Origin of the sequence: Halomonas sp. SIMBA_159 (genome assembly GCF_046536035.1) — a bacterium.
Classification (GTDB): Bacteria; Pseudomonadota; Gammaproteobacteria; order Pseudomonadales; family Halomonadaceae; genus Vreelandella; species Vreelandella venusta_A.
Window position 1 is genome coordinate 1 of sequence record NZ_JAWJBT010001342.1, and the last position, 244, is coordinate 244.

A 244-nucleotide genomic window follows, 5' to 3' on the forward strand; every position below is an offset into this window, starting at 1 on the left:
TGATGGCACTGTGCTGGATACTGAAGATGCACAAAGCGTGGCGTCATTCCGGCAAAGCCATGCCGGTTTACTGGCTGAACTGGCGCAGCTTGGCCAGCAGACACGCAGTAACCCTGAACTGTGTCATAAAATCCGGCATAAATACCGGCTAAAAAACACCACCGGCTTTTCACTAAATGCGCTAACTGAATATACCGATCCGATAGATATTCTGACCCACCTGATGGTTGGATCTGAAGGCTGT

The 244-nt window shown here is 49.6% G+C and carries 1 protein-coding gene; it reads left to right on the plus strand.

The window, feature by feature from the left end; all coding sequences use genetic code 11:
- Nucleotides 1-244: hypothetical protein (locus tag R0J87_RS23625; RefSeq protein WP_498889431.1), on the plus strand; the 244-nt coding region annotated here is incomplete at both ends.